This window comes from Streptomyces tubbatahanensis, assembly GCF_022699385.1.
Classification (GTDB): Bacteria; Actinomycetota; Actinomycetes; order Streptomycetales; family Streptomycetaceae; genus Streptomyces; species Streptomyces diacarni.
The window spans coordinates 4176947-4195107 of the sequence record NZ_CP093846.1; the positions used below are offsets into that span (position 1 = coordinate 4176947).

The window sequence follows — 18161 nt, forward strand, 5'->3', positions numbered from 1 at the left end:
AAGGGTGCCCTCCCGCACGGAGCCGAACCCCCGTACGATGCCTGCTGAGCGCGTACCACCCGGTCCGCGCTCATCGCCGGCGACGGCGACTGGGGAGGAAGCCGGTGGAAATCCGGCGCGGTCCCGCCACTGTGAGCCCGGCCACGGCCGGGTGAGTCAGGAACTCCCTTCCCCGAGCTCTCGGCTCCTGCCCGGCCTGCGGCCGGTGGGGTGACCAGGAGCAAGGGGAGACCCATACCGACACCCGGGGCGTGGACACCCCGAGGAAGGGCCGACCGCAGCATGCTGCTCTCGTCACGCGACGCCGCTCAGGGGGACGTCACCCCACGGGTGATCCTTCTTCTTTCGACCTCCGACACGGACCTCCTCAGCGCTCGCGCGGCGAACGAGAGCGCGCGCGCCGCGAACGAGGCAGCGGACCACTCCCCGGCCGCGCACCCCCTTTCGTACCGGTACGCCAACCCGACCCGGCTGTCCGAAGGGGCGCTCCAGGAGGAGCTCGGTGCGCTTCTCGACGGTGCCGACCTCGTCGTCGTCCGCCTGCTGGGCGGTATCCGCGCCTGGCAGCAGGGCGTCGACCTGCTCCGCGAGAGCGGCCGTCCGCTCGTCGTCCTGACGGGCGAACAGGCGCCGGACGCCCAGCTGATGGCCGCCTCGACGGTGCCGATCGGTGTGGCCGCCGAGGCGCACGCCTACCTGGCACACGGCGGCCCGGCGAACCTCACGCAGCTGGCCGGGTTCCTCTCGGACACGGTCCTGCTGACCGGGCACGGCTTCGAGCCCCCCGCCCCGGCACCCTCGTGGGGCGCGCTGCGGCGGGATCCAGGACCGCACGCGGCCGCGTTGCCCGCCGACGCGCCGACCGTGGCGGTGCTCTACTACCGCGCGCACCACATGAGCGGGAACACGGCGTTCGCCGCGGCGCTGTGCGACGCGATCGAGGCGGCGGGCGGCAGGGCGCTTCCGCTGTACGTGGCGTCCCTGCGGACGCCGGAGCCCGAGCTCGTCGAGGAGCTGCGTGCGGCGGATGTGATCGTCACGACCGTGCTGGCGGCGGGTGGCGCGGGTGGCACCAAGCCGGCCGACGCCCAGGCGGGCGGCGATGACGAGGCGTGGGACGCGGGCGCGCTCACCGGCCTGGACGTACCGATCATCCAGGCGCTGTGTTTGACGGCCCCCCGCGCGGACTGGGAGCGCAACGACGAGGGCGTCTCCCCGCTCGACGCGGCGAGCCAGATCGCGGTACCGGAGTTCGACGGCCGTCTGATCACCGTGCCGTTCTCCTTCAAGGAGATCGACGAGGACGGTCTGCCCTCGTACGTCGCCGACCCGGAGCGGGCGGCGCGGGTCGCGGGCATCGCGGTGCGGCACGCCAGGCTGCGGCACATTCCGGCGGGGGAGAAGCGGCTGGCGCTCGTGTTGTCGGCGTATCCGACCAAGCACGCGCGGATCGGCAACGCGGTGGGTCTGGACACTCCGGCCAGTGCGATGGCGCTGCTGCGGCGCCTGGTGGCGGAGGGCTACGACTTCGGCCCGCCCGAAAACATCCCGGGCCTCGTCCCCGGGGCCGGCGCCGCCCCCGCAGAGCAGGGGGAAACTGGCGAAACCGTCACCCCCCAAGGTGGTGACGCGCGCGCAACACCCCCCGGGCCAGCCGCCGCCGAAGGTGACGAAACCGACGGCAGTGGTGAGCACGAGGGTGACGCGCTCATCAGGGCGCTCATCGACGCGGGCGGTCACGATCAGGACTGGCTGACCGAGGAACAGCTGTCCCGCAACCCGGTCCGTATCCCGGCGGCGGACTACCGCCGCTGGTACGCCACGCTCCCGCAAGAGCTGCGGGACGCGGTCGAGGAGCACTGGGGTCCACCGCCGGGCGAGATGTTCGTCGACCGTACGCACAACCCCGAGGGCGACATCGTGCTGGCGGCGCTGCGCCGCGGCAACCTGCTCATCCTCATCCAGCCGCCCCGCGGCTTCGGCGAGAACCCCATCGCCATCTACCACGACCCCGACCTGCCGCCTTCGCACCACTACCTGGCCGCCTACCGCTGGATCGCCGCCCCGCGAACGGAGGGCGGCTTCGGCGCGGACGCGATGATCCACCTGGGCAAGCACGGCAACCTGGAGTGGCTGCCGGGCAAGAACGCGGGCCTGTCCGCCGCCTGCGCGCCCGACGCGGCGCTGGGCGACCTCCCGCTGGTCTACCCGTTCCTGGTCAACGACCCTGGCGAGGGCACGCAGGCCAAGCGCCGGGTGCACGCCACACTCGTCGACCACCTCGTCCCGCCGATGGCGCGCGCCGACTCCTACGGCGACATCGCCCGGCTGGAACAACTGCTGGACGAGTACGCGCAGATCTCCTCGATGGACCCGGCGAAGCTGCCGGCGATCCGGGCGCAGATCTGGACGCTGATCCAGGCGGCGAAGCTCGACCACGACCTCGGCTTGGAGGAGCGCCCCGACGACGAGGGCTTCGACGACTTCCTGCTGCACGTCGACGGCTGGCTGTGCGAGGTGAAGGACGCCCAGATCCGCGACGGCCTGCACGTGCTGGGTACCGCGCCCGGCGGCGAGGACCGGGTGAACCTCGTCCTGGCCATCCTGCGCGCCCGCCAGATCTGGGGCGGCTCGCACACGCTGCCGGGCCTGCGGGAGGCACTGGGGCTGGACGAGTCGGCGGCGACCCGCACGGCCTCCGACGCGGCGGAGGCACGGGCGCGCGCACTGGTCGAGGAGATGGAGGCGGCCGGATGGGACCCGGCCGCGGTCGACGCGGTGGCGGCCGGGCAGCCTGCGCAGGTCGCCGGCATCCTCACCTTCGCCGCCCGCGAAGTGGTGCCCCGGCTGGAGGCGACCACCGACGAACTGGACCACACCGTGCACGCGCTGGCGGGCGGCTTCGTCCCCGCGGGGCCCTCCGGGTCGCCGCTGCGCGGTCTGGTCAACGTCCTGCCGACGGGCCGCAACTTCTACTCCGTCGACCCGAAGGCCGTCCCCTCCCGGCTCGCGTGGGAGACGGGCCAGGCACTGGCCGACTCCCTCCTGGAGCGGTACCGCGGCGACAACGGCGCCTGGCCCACCTCCGTCGGCCTGTCCCTGTGGGGGACCAGCGCCATGCGCACCGCGGGCGACGACATCGCCGAGGCCCTGGCCCTGCTCGGCGTCCGCCCCGTGTGGGATGACGCCTCGCGCCGGGTGACGGGGCTCGAACCCGTCCCGTACGAGGAGCTTGGGCGCCCGCGCATCGACGTGACGCTGCGCATCTCCGGGTTCTTCCGCGACGCGTTCCCGCACACGGTGGGGCTGCTGGACGACGCGGTGCGCCTGGCCGCGGGGCTGGACGAGCCGGACGAGGTCAACTTCGTGCGCGCCCACACCCGCCAGGACATGGCCGAGCACGGGGACGAACGCCGGGCCACCACCCGCATCTTCGGCTCCCGCCCCGGCACGTACGGCGCGGGCCTCCTGCAACTGATCGACTCCCGCGACTGGCGCACCGACGCGGATCTCGCCGAGGTCTACACCGTCTGGGGCGGTTACGCCTACGGGCGGGAGCTGGACGGCCGCCCGGCCCGCGAGGAGATGGAGACCGCGTACAAGCGGATCGCGGTGGCCGCCAAGAACACCGACACCCGCGAGCACGACATCGCCGACTCGGACGACTACTTCCAGTACCACGGCGGCATGGTCGCCACCGTGCGCGCCCTGCGGGGCACCGCGCCCGAGGCCTACATCGGCGACTCCACCCGCCCCGAGACGGTGCGCACCCGCACCCTGGTGGAGGAGACGTCCCGCGTCTTCAGGGCCCGCGTCGTCAACCCCAAGTGGATCGAGGCGATGCGCCGCCACGGCTACAAGGGCGCCTTCGAACTGGCGGCGACGGTCGACTACCTCTTCGGCTACGACGCCACCACCGGCGTGGTGGCCGACTGGATGTACGACAAGCTCACCGAGGCCTACGTCATGGACGAGGCCACCCGCGGCTTCCTCCAAGAGGCCAACCCCTGGGCGCTGCACGGCATCGCGGAACGCCTCCTGGAGGCCGAGTCCCGCGGCATGTGGGCGAAACCCGATCCGGCCGCACTCGACGCGCTGCGCCAGATCTACCTGGAGACGGAGGGGGAGCTGGAAGGCGACGAGTGACGCCCGGGCCCGGGCGGACCCCTCCCCCGCCCGGCGCCCCTCCTTCCCCCGGCGCCCTTCTTCCCGTCGCCCGCTCCTTCCCGGGCGCTCACCCGCCCGGCGTCACCAGGCCCACCTCGAAGGCGAACACCGCCGCCTGCGTACGGTCCCGCAGTCCCAGCTTGACCAGGATCCGGCTCACGTGGGTCTTGACGGTGGACTCCGCCACGATCAGGTGCTCGGCGATCTCCCCGTTGGAGAGCCCCTGGGCGACCAGCGCCAGCACCTCGGTCTCCCGCTCGGTCAGCTCCTCCACGCGCTCGGGGGCCTGCGGGCGCGGGCCGCCGAGCCGGGAGAACTCGGTGATCAGCCGCTTGGTCACCGTCGGCGCCAGCAGCGCCTCGCCCGAGGCCACCACCCGGACCCCCTCGGCGAGCTGTCCTGTCGAGGCGTCCTTCAGCAGGAAGCCGCTGGCTCCGGCGCGCAGCGCCTGGTAGACGTACTCGTCCAGGTCGAAGGTGGTGAGGATCAGCACCTTCGTGCCCGAGTCGAGGGCGGCGATCTCCTTCGTGGCCTCAAGACCGTTCATGCCGGGCATGCGGATGTCCATCAGCACCACGTCGGGCCGCAGTTCGGCCACCTTCGCGACCGCCTCCTCACCCCCGGCCGCCTCCCCCGCGACCTCGATGTCCGGCATCGCCCCCAGCAGCACGGAGAACCCCTCGCGGACCATGGCCTGGTCGTCGACGATCAGCACCCGGATCACGCCGCGCCCTTTCCGCCGCCGTCGCCCGCGGCAGGCCGCGCCGGGCCCGCCGCCGGGCCCGGCGCCGGGTCGGAGCCGGCCGCCGCGCGCCCGGACCCCACCGCGCTCGCCGCCGCGCTCGCCGCGCCCGCCGCCTCGGTCGGCGCCTTCGTACCGGCGGGCAGGAAGACCGCCACCTCGAAGCCGCCCTCCGGCGTGCCGGCCGCGGTCATCTCGCCGCCGAGCACCTGCACCCGCTCCCGCATGCCGAGCAGCCCGTGCCCGCCACCGCCCCGCGGGGGCGGGGCCGCGGCCCGTACCCCGCCGCCGGGCCCCGAAGGCCGTTGCTGCGGAGCCCCGTTGACCACCCGTACGCCCAGCCCTCCGAGCACGTAGGACAGCTCCACCCGGGCCGGTGCGCCGGGGGAGTGGCGCAACGCGTTGCTCAGCGCCTCCTGCACGATGCGGTACGCGGACAGCTCCACCCCCTGCGACAGCGGCGTGACCGCGCCGGTGACCACGCTGTCGACCTCCAGACCCGCGGAGCGCACACTCGCGTACAGCGCGTCGAGGTCCGAGAGGGTGGGCTGCGGGGCCTGCGGCGCGTCGTCGGCGTACGCGTCGGGGTCCTCGGCCCGTACGACACCGAGGATGCGGCGCAACTCGGTCAGCGCGGCCACGGCGTTCTCCCGGATGGTGGCGAACGAGGTCGCCAGCTCGGGCGGGGGCTCCGCCACCCGGTAAGGGGCGGCCTCCGCCTGGATGGCGATGACGGACATGTGGTGGGCGAGCACGTCGTGCAGCTCGCGGGCGATGGTGTTGCGCTCCTCCAGCAGCGTACGGCGGGAGCGCTCGCGCGCGGTGACGGTCTCCGTCTCCACCACGTGCTGCCGCTCCTGCCGCCACGCCCGAATGGCCGCGGCGGTCACCAGCGCCACGGCGGCGAACGTCGCGATCGAGGGCAGCGCCGTCATGACGCCGCCGGTCAGCGCTGCCAGCAGCGTGCTGACCGCCACCGTGACCAGCCACATCTCCGCCGCGACCCGGGGCCTGGTACGCAGCACCACGAGCACCATCACGAACAGGTGCCCCGCCATCGCGATCTCGGTGCGCGGCTCGGTGAACGAGTACAGCGACGTCGGCAGACTGAGCACCACGGCGCACAGCGACATCCAGTACGCCCCCACGGGGCGGAACACCACCATGCCCACGGACATCGACACCAGCACGGTGAACACCAGGTCGAACAGCGCGCCGGAGGCGCGGAACTCCACGGTCTTGGTCGTGGAGACGAGGAAGAACAGCACCGCGGCGGCCAGCACAGCGCCGTGCGGCAGCCACCGCACGTACCGGCCCAGCCCACCGGGCAGCCGCTTCTCCCAGCGGGCCACCCAGCCGGCTCGGAGCGGAGGCAGCGGATCGTATCCGAACGGATCGGACAGCAGGTCCCCGCGCAGGTGCGCGAACCCGTGCCGGGCGAACCCGGCCTCCGGGCGGGCATCGGTGTGGTGCGTCTGCGTCATACCGACACGCTATGCAGCCACCGGCCCCGGGGTCGTCCGCACAGAAGATGATCCGCACGGCTCCGTCTCAAGTACTACCCCAGGCGCACAGGAAGCTCCGCGAGGCCGCGGAGGAGGGTGCTGGAGCGCCAGGTGAGGGCGGCCGGGTCGGTGGCGAAGGCCAGCAGGGGACGGGCCGCCAGCAGCCGCCGCAGGGCGATCACCGCCTCGGCACGGGCCAGGGGCGCGCCGAGGCAGTGGTGCACACCGTGACCGAACCCGAGATGGCCCCGGGCACGGCGCCGGATGTCGAATCGGTCGGGGTCGGGGAAGTGGGCCGGATCGCGGGAGGCGGCGGCGAGGGAGACCAGGACGGCGTCGCCGGCCGCGATCCGGGTGCCCGCCAGCTCCAGCGGCTCGGCCGCGAACCGGAACGCCGCCGCGTGGACCGGCGAGTTGTACCGCAGCGACTCCTCGATCGCGCCCTCGGCCAGCTCGGGCGAGCCGGCAGCAGCTCCAGCTGGTCAGGATGGGCGAGCAGACCGTGCAAGGTGCTGGAGATCAGGTTGACCGTCGTCTCGTGACCGGCGACGAGGATGAGGAAAGCCATGCCGAGCAACTCCGCGGAGTCGAGCCCCTCCCCCCGGCCCTCGTCCCCCCGGCCCTCGCCCGCCCGGTTCTCACCCGCCCGGTTCTCGTCCGGCCTGCCCTCCGCTGTGTGGTCCGACGGACGGCGTCGCACCGCGACCAGCGCGCTGAGCAGCGCGTCGTCCGGCGTCCTGGCCTTCCGCTCGGTCAAGGCCGTCAGATACCCGGTCAACTCGTCCGCCGCCGCCGTCGCTGCCGCCTCCGAGGTGGGCAGGACCAGCTCGTTCGACCAGGTGTGGAAGAGCGCACGATCCTGCGCGGGAACCCCCAGCAGCTCGCAGATGACCGTGACGGGCAGCGGCAGAGCGTACCGGCTCACCAGGTCGGCCCGCCCCCGGCGCGGCAGCCCGCCGAGCAGCTCGTCGGTGACCGCCTCGATCCTCGGACGCAGCGCCGCGATCCGCCCCGGCGTGAAGTGGCCCGCCACCAGACGGCGCAGCCGCGTGTGCTGCGGAGGATCGCTCTGCAGCATGTTCCGCCCGATGGCGTGTCCCCCGTCGCTGCGCCACGAGGCGGAGTGACGGATGTCGTTGCGCAACCGCGGATCGGTCAGCGCCGTCCGCGCCGCCTCCCGGGCCACGACGAACCAGCACTCCCCGCTCCCGGGAACGCACACCCGGTGCACAGCGCCGTCGGCGCGCAGGGCCGCGTAGAGCGGGTACGGGTCCTTCTCCACCTCCACGCCCTCGGGCGCCAACTGACGCAGGGTGGGCGCCTGGGGCGGCGGGAGCGGCTCGGCTTCCGGCGTGCGCGCCGGTTTCGCGCGTTCCGGAGGTGAGGGGAAACTCGATGGGGGAGACTGCGGCACCTGCTCGGCCTTCCTTCCCTCTCGGGGTCTGTCTCTGCGTGTTTCCGTTGCGGCGACGAGGCGGAGAGCCCGCTACCCGTGCAGGACGTCGGCAACGGTCCGGGCGGCGGCGACGGCCTGCGCGTGCCCCGCTCGTGCGGTGTCCGGGCGTCGGCTGTCGGCCGTCATGTCCCGGCCCATCGCGCGGCGGGAGGCGGCATCGGGCGTCAGGCACACGACGGAGGCCCCCTCGGCCACGAGCTCGTCGGCCTCCTGCCGGGCGCTGGGATGCGGGCCCGGCGCGGACGGGATGGGTACGACCGCCACCACGCGCCGGTATCCGCGGGCCAGGCGGACGTTACCGGCCGAGCGGCATCCGCCGTCGAGCCAGCGACGCCCGGCGGCACTGACCGGGGGCCAGACGAGCGGCACCGCACAGCTCGCGGCGACCGCCTCGAGGAGGGACAGCGAGGAGTCCGACCCGAAGGTCTCCACCTCCCCGCTCTGCGCGTCGACCGCAGCGATCCGCAACGCCCGCTCGGGCCAGGGCCGCTCACCGCCCAACAGGGGTCTCACGGCGTCGAGTGCGCCGCCTTCGTGCCCCACGGGTGCGGCAAGCGCAGCCCGCCCCAGGCGCTGTGCGGAGCGGCGGGAGTCCCGGGTCGCGCAGGCCGCCCACAGGAAGCGGAACGTCTGGGCCGCAGAGACCTCCAGGTCGATGCGCTCCTCGCCCGCCAGTTGCCGCTCGTACAACGCGCGCGGGCTCTCACCGCCCAGGACGCGGGCACCGAAGATCGCCCCGGCCGAGGTGCCGATGACGACGTCGGCCCGGTCGAGCTCGACCCCCGCCTCGGTGAGCCCCGCGAGCACCCCGACCATCCACGCCCCGCCGACCGGCCCGCCACCACCCAGCACCAGTGCTGTCCCGTCCATCTCCGCCACCTCCACTAAATGGGGAGTGTTCCCCACTTGCGCCGACGATAACATCGCGCCGGGGAGGACTCCCCGTTTCCACCGGAGGTGACGATGACCGAGGACAGGCACGACGGCCACGGGGCGGAGGGGGGTAGCCGCCACGGCGGCCACGACGCGCGCGGCGGTCGCGGCGGTCGCGGCGGTCGCCCGCCGGCCGGTGAGGGACCGCCCTCCGCCCCGCCCGGGTCATCCCCCCGCCGGCGCCGTGACGCCCGCCGCAACAGGGAACTCCTCACCGACGCCGCCCACGAGGTCTTCACCGAACAGGGACTGGAAGCGCCCTTCGACGTGATCGCCCGACGAGCCGGCGTCGGCAACGCCACGCTCTACCGCCACTTCCCCACCCGCGCCGCCCTCGTGGACGCCGTCTTCCGCGACCTGCTGACGCACACGATGACCGTCGGCCAACAGGCCCGAACCGCCGAGGACGCCTGGTCGGGGCTGTGCGACTACCTCGCGGAGATCTTCACCGTCCTGGCCACCGACCGCGGCGCGAACGACCTGATGACCACCCACCTCGAAGGCGTCGAGACGCTGGAGACGGTGCACGCGCACAACCGCGAGACGGTTGACATCCTGCTGCGACGGGGGCACGCGGAAGCCACTATCCGTGCCGATGTCACCACCGAGGACGTCCTCTTCAGCCTCGCGGCCCTGGGCCGCGCCGTCCCCGCACTCACCGCCGCCACCACCCCCGACGCCTGGCGCCGCCCCCTCACTCTCTTCCTCGACGCCCTCCGCGCCCCCTCCCTCTCCTCCCTCCCGACCCCACCCCTCACCCCACCCCAACTGGCCACCACCCTCTACGCCCTGGGGTCCGACCGGGGCCCACACGAAAAAAAGTGACGCACGGGCGACACGGCCCCCTCCGACAGCTGCACGGCGACGCCCAGGGCTCGGATGCTCGCCACTGGTTCCGTCAACCGTCGCCGACCCGGGCGTCGTTGACATCCTGGGCGATGAGCAGCCGGGGTCACCGCGTACGGATCTCAGGCCGTGTCCGCGCCCTCCACGGCGCCTCCCGTGGCACTGCGGATCGCCCGGGCCAGGAGCTGGTGCGCATGGGCGAACCGGCGTACGTCGGCGCCGCCGAGCAGGGCGCCGCCGATCTCCTCGTTGACGACCCGTAGGGCGCCCGAGGCGGCCGCTGCGTGCACCCGCACTCCGATGTCGTCGGCCGGCACGCCAAGCCGGTCGGCGATGCTCCCGGCCAGTGCGCGTTCGACCTGGTCACAGGCCATCAGCCAGACCGTGCGGAGGGCGGGCTCCCTGCTGCTGAGCGCGATCATCCTCATCGCGAGCGCGTCGTCGGCGCGCTCCGCCCTGCCGGCGGCGCGGCCACGCCTGCTCATCTCGTCGGCGAGATGAGCACCGAGGGAGCGTTCGGGTTTCCAGCGGCGCAGGGCGGCCATCTCCCACGCGACGCCATGCAGGATGATCGGTTCGGCGCAGCTCTCCTTGCTCCGGAAATGCCGCCAGACCGTACGCGTCGACAGGCCCGCTGCTGCGCCGATCCGGTCGCCGCTGGTCGCGGCGACGCCCTGTTCCCAAAAGAGACGCGACGCCTGCCGAGAGATCTCCCACCGGATCCGGCAGCGCCGCTGCTCGCTCGTCACCGGTCCGACGCGGTTGCTCGCTCGCACAGTTCACCTCGTGCTTCAGCTGTGGGGCGAAGACGTCGTTCGGCTGCGGCTCGCGCCGACGCAGGGTGGGCGGCCCGGTCCGGCACGGACGAGGAGCGGAGGCCGTCGGTCAGGTGTGCTTGGCGGGAAGCAGCCCTACGGCCTTCAGTCGCTTGTCGGAAGCGCGGACGGCCCAGGCGACGGCCAGGAAGCCGACGGCGAGGAGCGGATAGCCCATCGCGATCTTGGCGACCCCCAGCGAGCCGACCTCGTCCGCCTGGTAGAGGTACTGCTGGACGGCGAACCGGGCGCCGAAGATGGTGGCCAGCACCAGGGTGGCGACGTCGTAGTAGATCCGCGAACGCTTGTCCGCCCGCCAGACGGTGCCCTTGCCGGTCGTCGAGTTCCAGATCAGGCCCGCCAGGGGCCAGCGCAGCACCACGGAGAGGACGAAGGCGACGGCGCCGGCCAGGCTCGCCCAGATGCCGATGAGGAAGTAGTCCTTGGCGGACCCCGTGTACCAGGAGACGCCGGCGGCGATGGCCACGCCGAACACGCCGCCGAGCGCGGGCTGGATCGACTCCCTGCGCATCAGCCGCTGCACCGCGATGCCGCAGGCGACGAGCAGAGCGGCGAGGATGCCCACCTTGAGTCCGCCGGCGCTGTTGGCGGCGACGAACACCAGGGCGGGCAGCGCCGAGTAGATGACCCCCTTGATGCCGCCCGCCTGTTCGAGGGCCGACTTCTTCTGGTCTGCCGTCCGCACGTCGGTCGCCGACTCCTGGGGACTGGTGATCTGCATGGTGATCCGTCCTTCCGGGTGGTCTTGAGGGCGGGAAGTCTCGTCACTGAGGGACATGTTGTCACTAAGTGACGATCGAGGCCACCTCGTGCGATGTGCCCTGTGTCACACGACGGCGAACTCCCCGCCAGTGAGTCGTCCGTCCTCCAACAGGGCGAGCACGGCCTCGCCGACGGTTCGGCGACCGCTGTCGACCTGTCCCGCGCCAGCGGTCTCGCTCAGTTCGCCGCCGGCTTCTCGCGGAGGTCGCGGCCGATGACGTTGCGGACGTCACAACCCTCGCGAGCGGTGCAGGGCGTGTGCTGTCGCGCCCGGTGCGTGCGAGCGGTGCAGGGCGTGTGTTGTCGCGCCCGGTGCGCGACTCCGCCCCGCGATGCGCGACGTGCTGGCCGACTCCGCGCAGGAAGGGCCGTACCGGCTTCCGCACAGGAGGGCCGTACCGGGCAGCTCCGTCGGAGCATGTGTACGCCGACGCCGTCTTCGTGAACGGCGAGCCTCGCCCGCTGCGGATCGGCCTGACCACGGTGTCCGCGCTTGGCGGACCGGTTGCCCCGCAGGCCGCCGCCGAGGGCGTGGCCGCACAGGAGTTCACCGGGACGGTCCGCTGACGCCGGCGAGTACGCCCGCCAATCCGCTCGTGGAGCGGATGGTGCCGCTCAGGGGGTGCCGCTCAGAACCCCTGTCGATCGCCAGCGGCCTTGTCCGCATCGGCGGGCGCCCCGTCGACGTGGACCGGGTCGCCCACAGCGCCTCCGGTGGCCGTGCGGACGGCGTCCGCGATGAAGGCGAAGTTCTCGTCACCGAGCTCTCGCGGATCGGCGCCGTCCAGAAGGCCGGCGCCGACGTACTCGTTGATGACGCGCAGGGAGGCCCCGGTGGCCGCGGCGTGCAGGCGTACCTCGAGGTCGTCGGGCTTGCGTCCGAGGCGAGTCGCGATGACCCCTGCCAGTTCGTGTTCCACCTGGTCGCAGGCCATGAGCCAGGCCGTTCGCAGGGCCGGTTCGGTCTCGGCCAGTCGCATCATCTTGATGCCCAGCCCGGCGTCGGCCTGCTCCAGCGGGCTGATCTCGCTGACGAACCGCTTCGCCTCCGTGGCGAAGTGCTCCTCCAGGGAGCGGTGCAGCGGCCAACTGCGCAGAGAGGCCAGTTCCCACTCCACGCTCTGCGCCACGATCGGCTCCGCACAGCTCTCCTTGCTGCGAAAATGGCGCCAGATGGTGCGGGTCGACAGGCCCACCGCCTCTGCGATCTGGTCACCGCTCGTGCCGTCGACGCCCTGCGCCCAGAACAGGCGTGCCGCCTCCCGCGAGATCTCCAGACGTACGCGACGGCGCCGCTGCTCACTCATTCCGCCGCGGCTGCGTTCGGTCGATGCCACGTCGTCGGCCACCCTGCGCCACCCTTCACGCACATGTTCGCTCAGTGTCATACTGGCATTAAGTGACGCAATGTGCCAGCTGGTGCGATGCGCTTCGGGGCCGCCCTGCACCCGAACTCCGGAGCGCCCCAGAGAAACGACCAGCCGCCACCGTTGCAGCCCTGCTCGCGGTCTGCGCTCTGACCGGCGGTCTCACGGGGGCAGCCGGCGCCGCGCCGGACCAGGCAACCGACGGCGGCCGAACACAGAGGACGGCCGTCGCCACTGCTACCGCTTCGGTCACGCACGAGGAGAACGAGCGGGGGCCACTCCAACGGCGTGCCGCGTCCGAACAGCGTTCAGTCGTCCACCAGTTGCGACCGCATTGCCGGCCTGCCCCAGTTGCCGGACGAGGACAAGCGGTACCGGATCAACGCCGCGCACGAGAAGAAGCCCCCCGAGTGCCTGGCGCTCAACTCCTTCGGCCCCTCGATCGGTGACCCGGACGACCAATACTGGAAGGACCGCATCCCGGCCAGGAACGCGAAGAGCACCACCACGCCGCTTCTGTTCACCCAAGGCGCCGCCGAGACCAACACCCTCCCCGTGGGCACGGAAAAGTTCCTCGACAAGCACCGCGGCCCGCAGCGGCCGTGGGGCGGCTCCTGGGACCACGTACACGGCAATGAGCGCACGCATGCGGGAAGTACGCGATGGGCCGCGCGACCTGGTTCCAGGGGAGGGGCACTGACGTTCTTCGACGAACACCTCAAGGGCACCGACCCCAAGCTCCGGTTCCCGAACGACGCCGTCCAGGACAACCTCGGCGACCGGCGCGTGGAGCAGTTCTGGCCCACGGCGAACCGTTCCGCGAACCTCCGCCTCGGCAGGGGCTCATACACGCCGCTGGACGGTCAGAGGGTCGGTGAGAGGCCGGCCCGGAGGATGTCGAGGTACGTCGCCGACGGCCAAGGCCGGGGCAGGTCGTGGTGTCGTGTCGAGCTGCTTCCACGATTGTGGATTCACGCACGCGTAACACCGGGGTGCCACGTGTGGGACGCGCGGCAAGTGGCTCGCGGGCTCGCAATGGAGAGGCCGGCCAGGACATTCTCCCGGGTTTCTTCAGGATGATCTCCAGAAACCCGTCAGGGGCGTGATCCACTCACTGGATCACGCCCCTGACCTGGTGTTTCCTCTGTCGGGGTGGCGGGATTTGAACCCACGACCTCTTCGTCCCGAACGAAGCGCGCTGCCAAGCTGCGCTACACCCCGAAGCAACGAGGACTACTTTAGCTCAGGGGAGCGCTGAGGTGAAATCGGGTTTCCCGGGGATGGCCGCGGGGGCCCCGGGCTCCCCGGAGGTCAGGACTCGCGGGGGTGGAGGGTGAGGAGGGTGGCCTCGGGGGGGCAGGCGAAGCGGACCGGGGTGTAGCGGTTGGTGCCGCAGCCCGCGCTGACGTGGAGGTACGACTCGTGCCCGCCGGCCCGGTGGGTGGAGAGCCCCTTGACCCGCTCGGTGTCGAGGTCGCAGTTGGTGACCAGGGCGCCGTAGAAGGGGACGCAGAGCTGGCCGCCGTGGGTGTGCCCGGCGAGGATCAGGGGGTAGCGGTCCGCGGTGAACGCGTCGAGTACGCGCAGGTACGGAGCGTGTACGACGGCGAGGGAGAAGTCCGCGTCCTCCTCGGGGCCGCCGGCCACCTCGCCGTACCGGTCGCGCTTGATGTGCGGGTCGTCCAGGCCGGTCAGGGCGATCTCCTGGCCGCCGTCCAGCTTGAGGCGGCCCCTGGTGTTGGTCAGGCCGACCCAGCCGGCGGCGTCGAAGGCGTCGCGCAGTTCCTCCCACGGGTTGTGGATGGCGCCGACGGCCGGTGCGTTGCCGTTCAGGCCGTGCCGGCCGCTGGCCTTCTCCCGCAGATACTTCGCGGGGTTGCGCGGTTTCGGTCCGTAGTAGTCGTTCGAGCCGAAGACGTACGCGCCCGGGTACTCCATCAAGGGCCCCAGGGCGTCGAGGACTTCGGGGACACCCTCGGTGTCGGACAGGTTGTCACCTGTGTTGATCACGAAGTCGGGCCGCAGGGCCGCCAGCTCGCGCAGCCACCGCTGCTTCTTGCGCTGGCCGCAGACCATGTGGATGTCGGAGACCTGGAGGACGCGCAGCGGGTGCATGCCGGGCGGCAGGACGGGCACGGAGACCCGTCGCAGGCGGAACGAGCGGGCTTCGACGCCCGCCGCGTATCCCACGCAGGCCGCGCCGAACGCGGTGAGGCCGACGGCTGTCTTGAGGGGGATCCGGTATCGCGCGCGCATGGGCCCCATGGTTGCAGACCCGGGCTCCTGCGCGGAGGCGCGCGGTGATCACGTAGGCCGGTGTAGGGCCCTTATATGCCGGGCGTCCGGCATCCGGCGGGTGGCACACTGACCTCATGACCACGCTCAAGTCCCGGCTGCAGGACGACCTGACCGCAGCGATCAAGGAGCGCGACGAGCTGCGCTCCGCCACCCTTCGGATGACCCTTTCCGCGATCACGAAGGAGGAGGTCGCGGGCACCAGCGCGCGCGAGCTCTCCGACGACGAGGTGCAGAAGGTCATCACCCGTGAGGCGAAGAAGCGGCGCGAGGCGGCCGAGGCGTTCGCGGGCGGCGGCCGGACGGAGCAGGCCGAGCGGGAGCGGGCCGAGGGGGAGGTTCTCGCGGACTACCTGCCCCAGCAGCTCTCCGACGAGGAACTGGCGGCACTCGTCGCTGAGGCCGTGGAGGAGGCCCGGGCCGCCGGTGCCGAGGGCCCCAGGGCGATGGGCGCCGTCATGAAGATCGTCAACCCGAGGGTCGGGGACCGGGCGGAGGGCGGCCGCGTCGCCGCCGCCGTCAAGAAGCGCCTCGCGCAGTAGCCCTTTCTGCCTGCCTGCCTGCCTGCCTGCCCGCCCGCCCGCCTGGCGCAGCAGCCGGTGCCTTCCGGCCCCTCATCCGTCAGCGGGCGGTGCCGGCCGCTGACGGATGAGGCCGCCGGGCGCCGGCACCGGCGCCCGGCCCGGCGGGCCGGTTACGGCCAGCCGCCACCGCCGCCCACGTCCCATCCGCCGCCCCCGTTGCCGTTGCCGTTCCCGTTGCCGCCGGGCCAGCCGCCTCCGGGGCCTCCGCCGATACCGCCGCCGTTGTCGCCGCCTCCGACGAGGTCCGGCGGCACCGTCACGTCAGGCCAGGGGTCGGAGGGCGGGCCGCCGCCCTCGTCGCCGGCGTCGTCGTCCGGCGGGGGCGTGTTCGCGGGCGGCTCGGGGGGCGGCGACTGGGGTTTCTTGCCGCCCTTGCCGTCGCGGATCGGCACGCGGTGGAAGTCGGGCGCGTCCTCGTCCTTGAGCGCGCCCGTCATCGCGTCGCGCCAGATCGGTCCCGGCACCTCGCCGCCGAAGACCTTGGGGTAGGTGCGGCCACCGATGCTGATGTTGACCATCCGGGTGCGGTGCGCGGGGTCGCCGACCCAGACCGCGCCGGACATGTTCGGGGTGTAGCCGACGAACCAGGCGGCGTACCGCTGGTCCGTCGTGCCCGTCTTGCCCGCGCTGTCGCGGCCGCTCAGCCCGGCCTTCTTGCCGGTGCCGTCCTCGACCACGCCGCGCAGCAGCGTGTTGACCGTGTCGGCGGTCTTGGTCTTCATGGCGCGCTTGCACTCGGTCTTCGGCACGTCGAGCTTCTTGCCCTCCGCGTCGGTGATCGACTCGATGGCCACGGGGGTGCAGTGCACGCCGCGGTTGGCGAAGGTGGCGTAGCCCTCGGCCATCGTCAGCGGCGACATCTCCTGCGTGCCGAGGGAGATCGAGGGGACCTGGTCGATCTTCTTCCCGTCGGCGCGCTCGATACCCATCTTCTTGGCCATGTCGGTCACCGGGCAGATGCCGGTGTCCCCTATCAGCGAGACGAAGTAGGTGTTGACCGACTTCGCGATCGCCTCCTTCATCCGGTAGGGGCCGACCTCGCTGGAGTTCTCGTTCTCGACCGGCGCCTTGCCGCTCCACTTGCCCTTGCAGGTGTCGACGGGCGACGGGTACTGCATGCGGTAGGGGGAGGGGTACGACTTGTAGGGGGTGACGCCCTTGTCGAGCGCCGCCGCGGCGATCACGGGTTTGAACGTGGAGCCGGGCTGGTAGCCGGCTCCGCCGCCCATGTCGTCGTCCACCGAGAGGTTTATCTGGGTCTCGTTGTTCTGCGCGTTGAAGCCGTAGGGGCGCGACTGGCCCATGCCCAGGATCTTTCCGGTGCCCGGCTGGACGATGGCCGCGGCGGTCGCGACCTTGTCGGACTGGTTGACGTGGGAGCGGATCGAGTTCTGGACGGACTTCTGTGCTTTCGGATCGAGCGTGGTCTTGATCGTGAGACCACCGCGGTTCCACCGCTTGGCCCGCTCCTTGCGGGTGTCGCCGAACGTCTCGCTGTTCAGGAAGACCCGCCGCACGTAGTCGCAGAAGAAGCCGGCGCCCATGGTCGAGGTGATGCAGCCGTTCTTCGGGCTGCTCACATCCAGGCCGAGCGGCTTCTCCTGGGCCTTCTTCGCCTCCTCGCGGGTGATGTCGTGGTGCACGGCCATCCGGTCGAGCACGACGTTGCGCCGCTTGAGGGCCTCGTCCTCGTGGACGACGGGGTCGTAGCGGGTCGGCGACTGGACGAGGCCCGCGATCAGGGCCGCCTCGTCCAGGTCCAGCTCCTTGGCCGACTTGGAGAAGTAGCGCTGGGACGCCGCCTCGACACCGTAGGCCTGCTGCCCGAAGAAGGCGATGTTGAGGTAGTTCTCCAGGATCTGCTTCTTGCCCAGCTCCTCCTCGACCTGGATCGCGTACTTCAGCTCGCGGATCTTCCGGCCGATGGTCTGCTGGGTGGCCTGGGCGACCTTGTCGGGGTCGTTGCCGGCCTCCTCGACGAAGACGTTCTTCACGTACTGCTGGGTGAGGGTGGAGGCGCCCTGCGAGACCTCGCCGGAGCGCGCGTTGCGGTTCAGTGCCCGCAGGACGCCCTTGAGGTCGACGGCTCCGTGCTTGTAGAAGCGCGCGTCCTCGATGTCGACGATCGCCTTGCGTACGTACGGCGACATGTCGTCGAGGTCCACGACCGTGCGGTCACGGGAGTAGACCTTGGCGATCTCGCCGCCCTCGTTGTCGAGGATCGTGGTGCGCTGGCTGAGCGGGGGCCGCTTCATGTTGGCCGGCAGTTCGTCGAAGCCCTCGACCGTGCCCTTCGCCGCCAGGCCGAGCGTTCCGACGGCGGGCAGCGCGAGCCCGGCCATCACCGTCCCCGCCAGCACACTGACGCCGACGAACTTGGCGATCTGCTGGGGTCGGCTGACTCCGCGGCCCGCGCGCTTCTTAGCCATGAAGAAGAGCCTACGACGCCACCGGCGCGTGGAACCCGCGGGGAAGCGTGGCAAACGCCGGACAGTGCCGTGATCCTCGCCTAGTCTGAGCCCGTCGTCACTCCGGTACCGCCGCTCACCTCCGCCTCACGAGCACCTTACCTCTGCCTCTGGCCGATTCCCGGCCCTGCCGGGCCGACCACGGCCGGTTCCCGGGCGGTTCCCCCTCGCCCCGCCTGCGACGCTGTCCCCTGCGGCAC

The 18161-nt window shown here is 72.1% G+C and carries 13 protein-coding genes, 1 tRNA gene, 1 pseudogene and 1 riboswitch; of the genes and pseudogenes, 5 read left to right on the top strand and 10 right to left on the bottom strand.

The genetic code is table 11. The annotated features are described in order from the left end of the window. Nucleotides 1-73: 73 nt before the first annotated feature. Nucleotides 74-166: riboswitch (cobalamin riboswitch) on the top strand. 164 nt (nt 167-330) lie between these two features. Then, nucleotides 331-4146 (top strand): cobaltochelatase subunit CobN, encoded by a 3816-nt coding sequence (gene cobN / locus MMF93_RS17990; RefSeq protein WP_242757637.1) that lies wholly within the window; start codon nt 331-333, stop codon nt 4144-4146. 88 nt (nt 4147-4234) lie between these two features. Here cobN and MMF93_RS17995 read toward each other — a convergent pair whose 3' ends face one another. From MMF93_RS17995 to MMF93_RS18010, 4 genes and pseudogenes are all read right to left on the bottom strand, one after another. Then, a complete protein-coding gene (locus MMF93_RS17995; protein WP_242752833.1) occupies nt 4235-4891 on the bottom strand; it encodes a response regulator in 657 nt (218 codons plus the stop codon). After that, nucleotides 4888-6393: a sensor histidine kinase gene (locus MMF93_RS18000; protein ID WP_242752835.1), complete on the bottom strand. Its 1506-nt coding sequence runs from the start codon at nt 6391-6393 to the stop codon at nt 4888-4890. The genes MMF93_RS17995 and MMF93_RS18000 overlap by 4 nt, the downstream gene beginning before the upstream one ends. A gap of 74 nt (nt 6394-6467) precedes the next feature. Next, nucleotides 6468-7726, bottom strand: a pseudogene (locus MMF93_RS18005) (cytochrome P450 family protein). Between the two features lie 174 nt (nt 7727-7900). After that, complete coding sequence (locus tag MMF93_RS18010) at nt 7901-8740, bottom strand: patatin-like phospholipase family protein (protein WP_242752837.1); 840 nt, start codon at nt 8738-8740, stop codon at nt 7901-7903. Nucleotides 8741-8833: 93 nt separating this feature from the next. Between MMF93_RS18010 and MMF93_RS18015 the strand changes: the two genes are divergently transcribed. Beyond that, nucleotides 8834-9628 carry a TetR/AcrR family transcriptional regulator gene (locus MMF93_RS18015; RefSeq protein ID WP_242752839.1) on the top strand — a complete coding sequence of 265 codons (795 nt, stop codon included), beginning with the start codon at nt 8834-8836 and terminating at the stop codon, nt 9626-9628. A 143-nt stretch (nt 9629-9771) separates the two neighbouring features. On the opposite strand, the gene MMF93_RS18020 is transcribed toward MMF93_RS18015, so the two are convergent. Both MMF93_RS18020 and MMF93_RS18025 read right to left on the bottom strand, forming a co-directional pair. Next, nucleotides 9772-10425, bottom strand: a complete 654-nt coding sequence (locus MMF93_RS18020; RefSeq protein ID WP_242752841.1) for a TetR/AcrR family transcriptional regulator — start codon at nt 10423-10425, stop codon at nt 9772-9774. A 109-nt stretch (nt 10426-10534) separates the two neighbouring features. Then, nucleotides 10535-11206 (bottom strand): DUF3159 domain-containing protein, encoded by a 672-nt coding sequence (locus tag MMF93_RS18025; RefSeq protein WP_242752843.1) that lies wholly within the window; start codon nt 11204-11206, stop codon nt 10535-10537. A 482-nt stretch (nt 11207-11688) separates the two neighbouring features. Here MMF93_RS18025 and MMF93_RS33370 point away from each other — a divergent pair, with 482 nt between their 5' ends. Further along, a complete protein-coding gene (locus tag MMF93_RS33370) occupies nt 11689-11814 on the top strand; it encodes a hypothetical protein (RefSeq protein ID WP_274709477.1) in 126 nt (41 codons plus the stop codon). A gap of 62 nt (nt 11815-11876) precedes the next feature. On the opposite strand, the gene MMF93_RS18030 is transcribed toward MMF93_RS33370, so the two are convergent. Then, entirely contained in the window at nt 11877-12554 is a 678-nt protein-coding gene (locus MMF93_RS18030) for a TetR/AcrR family transcriptional regulator (RefSeq protein ID WP_423835620.1), read from the bottom strand. 348 nt (nt 12555-12902) lie between these two features. On the opposite strand from MMF93_RS18030, the gene MMF93_RS18035 reads away from it, so the two are divergent. Then, the gene (locus tag MMF93_RS18035) at nt 12903-13694 is read left to right on the top strand and encodes a hypothetical protein (protein ID WP_242752847.1); all 792 of its coding nucleotides are present in this window, start codon (nt 12903-12905) and stop codon (nt 13692-13694) included. A gap of 67 nt (nt 13695-13761) precedes the next feature. Here MMF93_RS18035 and MMF93_RS18040 read toward each other — a convergent pair. Both MMF93_RS18040 and MMF93_RS18045 read right to left on the bottom strand, forming a co-directional pair. After that, nucleotides 13762-13835, bottom strand: a tRNA-Pro gene (locus MMF93_RS18040). A 90-nt stretch (nt 13836-13925) separates the two neighbouring features. Next, nucleotides 13926-14870: a metallophosphoesterase gene (locus MMF93_RS18045; RefSeq protein ID WP_242752849.1), complete on the bottom strand. Its 945-nt coding sequence runs from the start codon at nt 14868-14870 to the stop codon at nt 13926-13928. A gap of 116 nt (nt 14871-14986) precedes the next feature. Between MMF93_RS18045 and MMF93_RS18050 the strand changes: the two genes are divergently transcribed. Next, nucleotides 14987-15451 (top strand): GatB/YqeY domain-containing protein, encoded by a 465-nt coding sequence (locus MMF93_RS18050; protein WP_242752851.1) that lies wholly within the window; start codon nt 14987-14989, stop codon nt 15449-15451. A 152-nt stretch (nt 15452-15603) separates the two neighbouring features. On the opposite strand, the gene MMF93_RS18055 is transcribed toward MMF93_RS18050, so the two are convergent. Then, complete coding sequence (locus MMF93_RS18055) at nt 15604-17922, bottom strand: transglycosylase domain-containing protein (protein ID WP_242752853.1); 2319 nt, start codon at nt 17920-17922, stop codon at nt 15604-15606. Between the last annotated feature and the right edge of the window lie 239 nt (nt 17923-18161).

Excerpts from the sequence above, each read along its gene's own strand:
- MMF93_RS18000 (WP_242752835.1), bottom strand. The coding sequence starts at position 6,393 with ATGACGCAGACGCACCACACCGATGCCCGCCCGGAGGCCGGGTTCGCC.
- MMF93_RS18055 (WP_242752853.1), bottom strand. The coding sequence starts at position 17,922 with ATGGCTAAGAAGCGCGCGGGCCGCGGAGTCAGCCGACCCCAGCAGATC.
- MMF93_RS18025 (WP_242752843.1), bottom strand. The coding sequence starts at position 11,206 with ATGCAGATCACCAGTCCCCAGGAGTCGGCGACCGACGTGCGGACGGCA.
- MMF93_RS18045 (WP_242752849.1), bottom strand. The coding sequence starts at position 14,870 with ATGCGCGCGCGATACCGGATCCCCCTCAAGACAGCCGTCGGCCTCACC.
- MMF93_RS18015 (WP_242752839.1), top strand. The coding sequence starts at position 8,834 with ATGACCGAGGACAGGCACGACGGCCACGGGGCGGAGGGGGGTAGCCGC.
- MMF93_RS18030 (WP_423835620.1), bottom strand. The coding sequence starts at position 12,554 with ATGAGTGAGCAGCGGCGCCGTCGCGTACGTCTGGAGATCTCGCGGGAG.
- MMF93_RS18050 (WP_242752851.1), top strand. The coding sequence starts at position 14,987 with ATGACCACGCTCAAGTCCCGGCTGCAGGACGACCTGACCGCAGCGATC.
- MMF93_RS18010 (WP_242752837.1), bottom strand. The coding sequence starts at position 8,740 with ATGGACGGGACAGCACTGGTGCTGGGTGGTGGCGGGCCGGTCGGCGGG.